The organism is Jiangella rhizosphaerae (genome assembly GCF_003579925.1).
GTDB classification, from domain to species: domain Bacteria; phylum Actinomycetota; class Actinomycetes; order Jiangellales; family Jiangellaceae; genus Jiangella; species Jiangella rhizosphaerae.
Map to the genome: position 1 here is coordinate 1 of NZ_QUAL01000355.1, position 7,179 is coordinate 7,179.

The window sequence follows — 7,179 nt, forward strand, 5'->3', positions numbered from 1 at the left end:
CGCAGCGCCGCCGTCGCCGACGCCAGCAGCGCCTCGGCCACGGCGGCGTCGACGTCGTCGCGGCCGACCGCGAGCCGGTAGCCGCCGGCCACCGCCTCGACCGCCACCGGATGGCCGTTGAGCGCCTTGCGCAGCCGCGACGCCGCCGCCTGCACGGCGTTGGCCGGGTTGGCCGGGCGGCCGGCCCACACGTCGTCGACGATCGTCTCGACTCCGACGACCCGGCCGGGCGCCAGCGCCAGCCGCGCGAGCAGCGCGCGCACGCCCGCGCCCGGGATCTCACCGGCGGCGCCCACGCGCACCGGTCCGAGGATCGAGACCTGCATGCTCCTAGGATCTCCTGAACGCGGGACGGCACCACGTCCGCCTCGCGGGAAGAGGAGACTCCGCGATGACCGACGTGCTCGATCAGGCCCGTGGCTGGCTGGCCGACGACCCCGACCCGGCCACCCGAGCCGAGCTGCAGACGGTGCTCGACGCCGCCGCGGCCGGCGACGACGCCGCGGCCGCGGACCTCGCCGACCGGTTCGCCGGCTTCCTGCAGTTCGGCACCGCGGGCCTGCGCGGCGCCATCGGCGCCGGGCCGAACCGGATGAACCGCGCCGTCGTCATCCGCGCCGCCGCCGGCCTGGCCGCCTACCTGCGCGAGGCCCGCACCCCCGCCGACGGCTCGCGGCACCGCGTCGTCGTCGGCTACGACGCGCGCTACCGGTCGTCGGACTTCGCCGCCGACACCGCGGCCGTCCTGACCGCGGCCGGCATCGAGGCGCTGGTCATGCCCCGGCTGCTGCCGACCCCGGTGCTCGCGTTCGCGGTGCGGCACCTGTCCGCCGACGCCGGCGTCATGGTGACGGCCAGCCACAACCCGCCGCAGGACAACGGCTACAAGGTGTACCTCGGCGGGCCGGACGGCGGCTCGCAGATCGTCTCGCCGGCCGACGCCGGGATCGCCGCGCACATCGACGCCGTCACGTCCGTCGCGTCGGTCCGGCGGGCGGAGTCGGGCTGGACCGAGATCGGCGAGGAGGTCGTGACGGCGTACCTGGCGGCCGCCGCTGGGGTGGCCGAGCGCGGCGGGCCGCGCGAGGTGCGCATCGTGCACACGTCGCTGCACGGCGTCGGCGGCGCCACCGCCGGCGAGGCGCTGCTCCGGGCGGGCTTCACCGACCTGCACACCGTCGCCGAGCAGGCCGAGCCCGACCCCGGCTTCCCCACCGTCGCGTTCCCGAACCCCGAGGAGCCCGGCGCCATCGACCTCGCGCTGGCGCTGGCGCAGCGGGTCGGCGCCGACATCGTCATCGCCAACGACCCCGACGCCGACCGGTGCGCCGTGGCGCTTCCGGCGCGCGACGGCACCGGCTGGCGGATGCTGCACGGCGACCAGGTCGGGGCGCTGCTCGGCGAGCACCTGGCCCGGCGCGGACGCACCGGGGTGCTGGCCAACTCGATCGTGTCGTCGCGGCTGCTCGGGCGCATCGCCGCCGCACACGGGCTCGAGCACGCCGAGACGCTGACCGGGTTCAAGTGGATCTCCCGGGTGCCGGGCCTGGCGTACGGCTACGAGGAGGCGCTGGGCTACTGCGTCGACCCCGAGTCGGTGCGCGACAAGGACGGCATCTCGGCGGCCGTGCTGGTCGCCGAGCTGGCCGCGCGGACGAAGGCGGCGGGCCGGACGCTGTGGGACGTCCTCGACGACCTCGCCGTCGCGCACGGCCTGCACGCCACCGACCAGCTCTCCGTCCGCGTCGACGACCTGTCGCTGATCGCCGGCGCGATGGCCCGGCTGCGCTCGGCTCCGCCGGCGTCGCTGGGCGGGTCCGGCGTCGTGACGGCGGACGACCTGCTCGCCGGCGACGGCGGGCTGCCGCCGACCGACGGCCTGCGCTACCTGACCGCCGACGCCACGCGGGTCGTCGTCCGGCCCAGCGGCACCGAGCCGAAGCTCAAGTGCTACCTGGAGGTCGTGGTCCCGGTCGACGGCGGCGACGTCGACGCCGCGCGGGCGGTCGCGGCCGGCCGGCTGGCCGCCGTCCGCGCCGACGTCGCCGCGGCTCTAGGGTTGTCGTCATGAGCGCCGAGGAGCCCGACCAGCGGCTGATGCGGGTCTCGCACGCCGACCGCGACCGGATGGTCGAGATCCTCCGCGACGCGGCGGCGGACGGCCGGCTCGACACCGACGAGCTCGAGGAGCGGGTGGAGCGAGCGCTCACCGCGCGGACGTTCGCGGACCTGGAGCCGCTGACGGAGGGCCTGCCGGTCGCCGCGCCGACGCCGGCGCCAGTGCCCCGGCCGGCCGGGGCCGATGACGTCGTGCGGTGGCAGGCGGCCGGCCAGCGGTTCCGCCGCGAGGGCGCCTGGACGGTGCCGGAGGTGATCGAGCTCGGCGTGATCGGCGGATCCGCCCGGCTGGACTACACGCTGGCGCGGCTGCCGGAGGGTGGCCGCAGCACGCTGCGCCTCGCGGCATCAGGCAGCCGGGTGCGGCTGATCGTCCCGCCGGGGGTCGGGGTCGACCTGAGCGGGGTCATCGCGACCGGAGGCCGCATCCGCGACCACACCTCCCGGCACGCGGCGCCGGGAACGCCGGTGACGCACGTGATCGTCGTGACCGGCACGACGTTCGGCGGAAGCCTCCGGGTGGAGGTCTCCCGCGCGACGTAGAACGTCAGGGCTCGCGCGCCTCGGGCCGCGGACCGGTCGTCGAGCGGACGACCAGCTCGGCCGGCAGCACCTCGTGCCTCGGCGCGAGCGAGGGGTCGTCGACGCGCTCGTTCAGCAGCGCGACGGAGCGGGCGGCCATCGCGGCCAGCGGCTGGCGCACCGTCGTCAGCCCGAGCGTCGGCCAGGACGCCTGGCGCACGTCGTCGAACCCCGCCACCGAGAGCCGCGCCGGCACCGGGACGCCCAGGGCGGCGGCCGCGTTGAGGGCGGCGAACGCGACCTGGTCGTTGAGGCCGACGATCGCCGTCGGCGGGTGCGGGCCTGTCAGCAGCTCCGTCGCCGCCCGCACGGCGCGGTCGTAGTCGAAGCCGGTCTCGACGACGCGCGCCTCCGGGAGGCCGCGCTCGGCCAGCCGGTCGCGGATGCCGGCCAGCCGCCGCGCGGACGTGCTCGCCCCGGGCAGGCCGGCCAGCACCGCGATGCGCCGGTGCCCGAGCCCGGCCAGGTGGTCGACGACGGCGGCCGCGCCGGCCGGGTGGTCGCCCTCGACGGTGTCGCAGCCGGCGTCGACGACCCGGTTGGCCAGGACGACCGGGAACCGCCGCGCCACCAGGCCGGCCACGGCGGCGGACCCCTCGACCGCGGCGGTGAACACGATGCCGTCGACCCGCTGCTGGAGCAGCAGCTCGACCGCGTCCTCGTCACCGCCCGCGGCGTTCTGCAGCAGCATGTGCTGCCGGCGCGCGCCGAGGCAGGCGGCGATCTCTTCGAGGAACTCCGGGTAGAACGGGTTGGTGAGGTCGGACACGACCACGCCGACCAGCCCGGTCCGGCTGGTCACCATGCTGCGGGCTGCCGCGTTGGGGGTGTAGCCGAGCTCCCGGCTGATGGCCAGGATCCGCTCGCGGGTGGCCGCCGCGACCCGGCCGCCGTTGAGCGCCCGCGACACCGTCGCCTGCGACGTGCCCGCCGCCCGCGCGATGTCGACGCTGGTCGGCGGGCGCCCCGCGCCCACGGGCGGCTTCCCCATGCGGGTCAGTCTCGCACGCCCCCGAACGCGTGGCCGGTCCACTCCAGCGACGCGCCCGTGTGCGCGGCCGCGCGGATGTCGCCGGACCGGGCGTGCCCCTCGAACAGTTCGACCCGCGACGCCCGGCCGCAGACCTCGCCGAGCAGCGCGCTCGACGCCGGATCGGTGATCTCCTGGTACGTCACCGTCTTGAGGTACTTCCCGACCCACAGCCCGCCGGTGTAGCGGGCCGCGCCGCGCGTCGGCAGCACGTGGTTGGTGCCGATGACCTTGTCACCGAACGACACCGTCGTCAGCGAGCCGAGGAACAGGCTGCCGTAGTTGCGCAGCCGGGACAGCGCGGCCCGCGGGTCCGCCGTCAGCACCTCGACGTGCTCGAACGCCCGCTCGTCGGCGAGCGCGTACGCCTCCTCGAGGGTGTCGACGACGTGCACCTCGCCGTGGTCGCGCCAGGCCGGCCCGGCCATGTCCCTGGTCGGCATGCCGGGCAGGATCTCCTCGACGTGCGCGATGGCCGCGCGGGCGACGTCCTCGCTGGTGGTGATGAGGACGGCGGGCGAGTCGGGCCCGTGCTCGGCCTGCGACAGCAGGTCGACGGCGACGGTGAACGGGTCGGCGGTCTCGTCGGCCAGCACCAGGATCTCCGTCGGCCCGGCGAACAGGTCCAGCCCGACGCGCCCGTAGAGTTGCTTCTTCGCCTCGGCGACGTAGGCGTTGCCCGGGCCGGCGATGAGGTCGACCCGCGGCACCGTCTCCGTTCCCAGCGCCAGCGTGCCGATCGCCTGGACGCCGCCGAGCAGGTAGATCTCGTCCGCGCCGGCCAGCGACATCGCGGCGATCGTGGCGGCCGGGACCTCGCCGCGGATCGGCGGCGTGCACGCGGCCACCCGCGGCACGCCCGCGACCTTCGCCGTCACGATCGTCATGTGCGCCGACGCGGTCAGCGGGTAGCGACCGCCCGGGATGTAGGCCCCGACCGACGCGATGGGGAGGTGCTTCTGCCCCAGGTGCACGCCGGGCAGCGTCTCGACCTCGAACTCCTGGAGCGACGCCAGCTGCCGCTCGGCGAACCCGCGGACCTGCGCCTGCGCGAACCGGATGTCCTCGAGCGCCTGGTCCGGCACCGTCGCGACGATCCGCTCGATCTCCTCCTCGTCCAGCCGGAACGACGGCGGCGACCACGAGTCCAGCTGCTCGGAGTACGTCCGGACGGCGGTGTCGCCGCCGGCCTCGATGTCGGCGAGCATGCGCGCGACGGTGGCCGTGACGGCGGCGGCCTCGGCGCTGCGGTCGACGGTGGCCGAGCGGTCCTTGAGCGTCTTCATGTCGTGCCTTCCCGGTGGTCAGTGGGTGTGTATACGTATACACCCACCGGACCTCACCGCGCGAGGAGGCGTTCGCTCAGCTCCCACAGCCGGCGGGCCGACTCCGGGTCGACGGCATGCGGCACGACCTCCGAGGACACCTCCTCGGCGCCGAAGTCGATCGGCCGCGGGGTGTCCAGGGGCGAGACGTCGTTGTCCTTGAGGTAAACGCCGCCGATGCCGTCGAGCAGCGGGCTGGTGGCCCCGAACACCGGCGTGCTCGCGCCCTGCTGCGGCGTCTTCATCTCGCGGTCCGGGTCGATGACCGGCCGACCGGCGTCGTCGAGCAGTCCCATGGCGCGCAGCTGGTCGTCGCTGAGGAAGTCCGGCGGCGCCTGGCCCTCGGCCCGCCACGGCCCCAGGCTCGTCGTCACGACGATGCCCGGGTGCGCCGCGTAGCCGCGGATGCCGTCGGCGGCCCAGCGGCGGTCGAGCTCGACGGCGAACAGGACGTTGGCGGTCTTGGACTGGCCGTAGCCGAGCATGCCGAGGTCGTCGTAGCCGGACTCGAAGTGCGGGTCGTCCCAGCGGATGTCGGAGAGCCGGTGACCGCCGGACGTGGTGTTGACGACGCGGGCGCCCCGGGCGGCGCGCAGCGCCGGCAGCAGGGCGAGGGTGAGCTGGAAGTGGCCCAGGTGGTTGGTGGCGAACTGCGACTCGTAGCCGCGGGCGTCGCGGACCAGCGGGCCGCCCATGATGCCGGCGTTGTTGAGCAGGTGGTGCAGCGGGCGGCCGGAGTCGAGGTAACGGGCGGCGAAGGCGTCGATCGAGGCCGGGTCGAGGAGGTCCAGCCGGACGAGCTCGACCCGCTCGATGTCCGCCACCGCGGCCGCCGCGCGCTCGGGGTTGCGGGCGCCGACGACGACCGAGGCGCCGGCCTTGCTGAGCGCCCGGGTGATCTCCAGGCCGATCCCGGCGTGGCCGCCGGTGACGACGGCGTGGTGGCCGTTCAGGTCGATGCCCTTCAGGACGTCGTCGGCGGTCGAGGCGGCGGTGAATCCGGTTCCGATGGGGTGCTGCCGATGTGTCATGCCACCAGCGTGCTCGCGATGGGCCGTACGCTGAATATTTGTCGGTCCGCATTTCTTGCGCGATAGTACGGACGTGAGTGACGATCAACTCTCCGAGGTGCTCGACCTGGTCGAGATCCGCGGCCTGGTGTCCGGCGGCATCGCGGTGCGCGGCCCCTGGTTCTCCCGCGCGGAGCTGCTCGACCGCCTCAAGTTCTTCGCGCTGGTGTCCGGCCGGGTCCGGCTGACCACCGACGTCGGCGGGCCGATCGACCTCGAGCCGGGCGACGTCGCGATCCTGACCGACCGGCCGTGGCTGCGGCTGGAGGGCGGCACCGGCGACGGGCCGCGCCGCGAGGTGCTGCCGGAGGAGCGCCCGGCCCTGGCCGGCGCCGACCGCGCCACCGACGACGTCCTCATCGGCTGCCGCGTCGACCTCAACCCGGCCGGCCGGGCGCTGCTGATGCAGGCGCTGCCGCCGGTGGCGCACGTCCGGGCCGCGGCCGCCACGGCCGGGCAGCTGCGCGGCTGCCTCGACCGGCTGTTCGACGAGGTGGCCGGCGACCGCATGGGCTCGGCGTTCGCGATCCGGCAGTACGGCCAGCTGCTGCTGCTCGAGGTACTGCGCGCCTACGTCGGCCAGGCCGAGCTGCCGCCGGGCTGGCTGCGGGCGCTCACCGACGAACGGTTGCGTCCGGCGCTGCGGCTCATGCACACCGAACCGGGACGTCGCTGGGGGCTGGAGGAGCTGGCGCGCGCGGCGGCGATGTCGCGGACCTCGTTCGCCGAACGGTTCCGGACGGTGGCGGGCGTGCCGCCGCTGACCTACCTCGGCCGCTGGCGCATGCTGCTGGCCCAGCGGGCGCTCCGCGACGACGACGTCCGCGTCGGGTCGCTGGCGTACGACCTCGGCTACGCGTCGGAGAGCGCGTTCAGCACCGCGTTCAAGCGGGAGGTCGGCGAGTCGCCGCTGCGCTACCGGTTCCGGGTCCGCGACGGCGCCATCTCGAATGGCGGGACCAGCGCCTAGATGTACTCGGCCATGAGGTTGGTGACGGCGTGTCGGGTTGAACGGGTGAGAGCCCCCGGGTGGGGTGTGGCTTGTCGAAGGCTG

7 protein-coding genes are annotated in these 7,179 nt (G+C 75.2%); 3 read left to right on the top strand and 4 right to left on the bottom strand.

What is annotated here, in order from left to right; genetic code table 11:
- The coding region (locus DY240_RS24940) for an AfsR/SARP family transcriptional regulator (RefSeq protein WP_147375515.1) at positions 1-326 on the bottom strand (326 nt) is incomplete at its 3' end.
- A 65-nt stretch (positions 327-391) separates the two neighbouring features.
- Between DY240_RS24940 and DY240_RS24945 the strand changes: the two genes are divergently transcribed.
- A complete protein-coding gene (locus DY240_RS24945) occupies positions 392-2,071 on the top strand; it encodes a phospho-sugar mutase (protein ID WP_119662404.1) in 1,680 nt (559 codons plus the stop codon).
- Positions 2,068-2,661, top strand: coding sequence for a DUF1707 SHOCT-like domain-containing protein (locus tag DY240_RS24950; RefSeq protein ID WP_119662405.1), 594 nt, complete (start codon positions 2,068-2,070; stop codon positions 2,659-2,661). Before DY240_RS24945 ends, DY240_RS24950 begins: the two co-directional genes overlap by 4 nt.
- Before the next feature lie 4 nt (positions 2,662-2,665).
- Here DY240_RS24950 and DY240_RS24955 read toward each other — a convergent pair whose 3' ends face one another.
- Genes DY240_RS24955 through DY240_RS24965 form a run of 3 tightly spaced genes read right to left on the bottom strand, consistent with a single transcriptional unit; the run spans position 2,666 to position 6,086 of the window.
- The gene (locus DY240_RS24955; protein WP_119662406.1) at positions 2,666-3,691 is read right to left on the bottom strand and encodes a LacI family DNA-binding transcriptional regulator; all 1,026 of its coding nucleotides are present in this window, start codon (positions 3,689-3,691) and stop codon (positions 2,666-2,668) included.
- Between the two features lie 5 nt (positions 3,692-3,696).
- Positions 3,697-5,016 carry a histidinol dehydrogenase gene (gene hisD / locus DY240_RS24960; protein WP_119662407.1) on the bottom strand — a complete coding sequence of 440 codons (1,320 nt, stop codon included), beginning with the start codon at positions 5,014-5,016 and terminating at the stop codon, positions 3,697-3,699.
- 53 nt (positions 5,017-5,069) lie between these two features.
- Positions 5,070-6,086, bottom strand: a complete 1,017-nt coding sequence (locus tag DY240_RS24965; protein ID WP_119662408.1) for an SDR family NAD(P)-dependent oxidoreductase — start codon at positions 6,084-6,086, stop codon at positions 5,070-5,072.
- Between the two features lie 73 nt (positions 6,087-6,159).
- On the opposite strand from DY240_RS24965, the gene DY240_RS24970 reads away from it, so the two are divergent.
- Positions 6,160-7,095: an AraC family transcriptional regulator gene (locus DY240_RS24970; RefSeq protein ID WP_119662409.1), complete on the top strand. Its 936-nt coding sequence runs from the start codon at positions 6,160-6,162 to the stop codon at positions 7,093-7,095.
- The last annotated feature ends 84 nt before the right edge of the window (positions 7,096-7,179 follow it).

What these genes read in the sequence shown, in the direction of transcription:
- DY240_RS24950 (WP_119662405.1), top strand. Translation starts at nt 2,068, where the DNA reads ATGAGCGCCGAGGAGCCCGACCAGCGGCTGATGCGGGTCTCGCACGCC.
- DY240_RS24955 (WP_119662406.1), bottom strand. Translation starts at nt 3,691, where the DNA reads ATGGGGAAGCCGCCCGTGGGCGCGGGGCGCCCGCCGACCAGCGTCGAC.
- DY240_RS24945 (WP_119662404.1), top strand. Translation starts at nt 392, where the DNA reads ATGACCGACGTGCTCGATCAGGCCCGTGGCTGGCTGGCCGACGACCCC.
- DY240_RS24965 (WP_119662408.1), bottom strand. Translation starts at nt 6,086, where the DNA reads ATGACACATCGGCAGCACCCCATCGGAACCGGATTCACCGCCGCCTCG.
- hisD (WP_119662407.1), bottom strand. Translation starts at nt 5,016, where the DNA reads ATGAAGACGCTCAAGGACCGCTCGGCCACCGTCGACCGCAGCGCCGAG.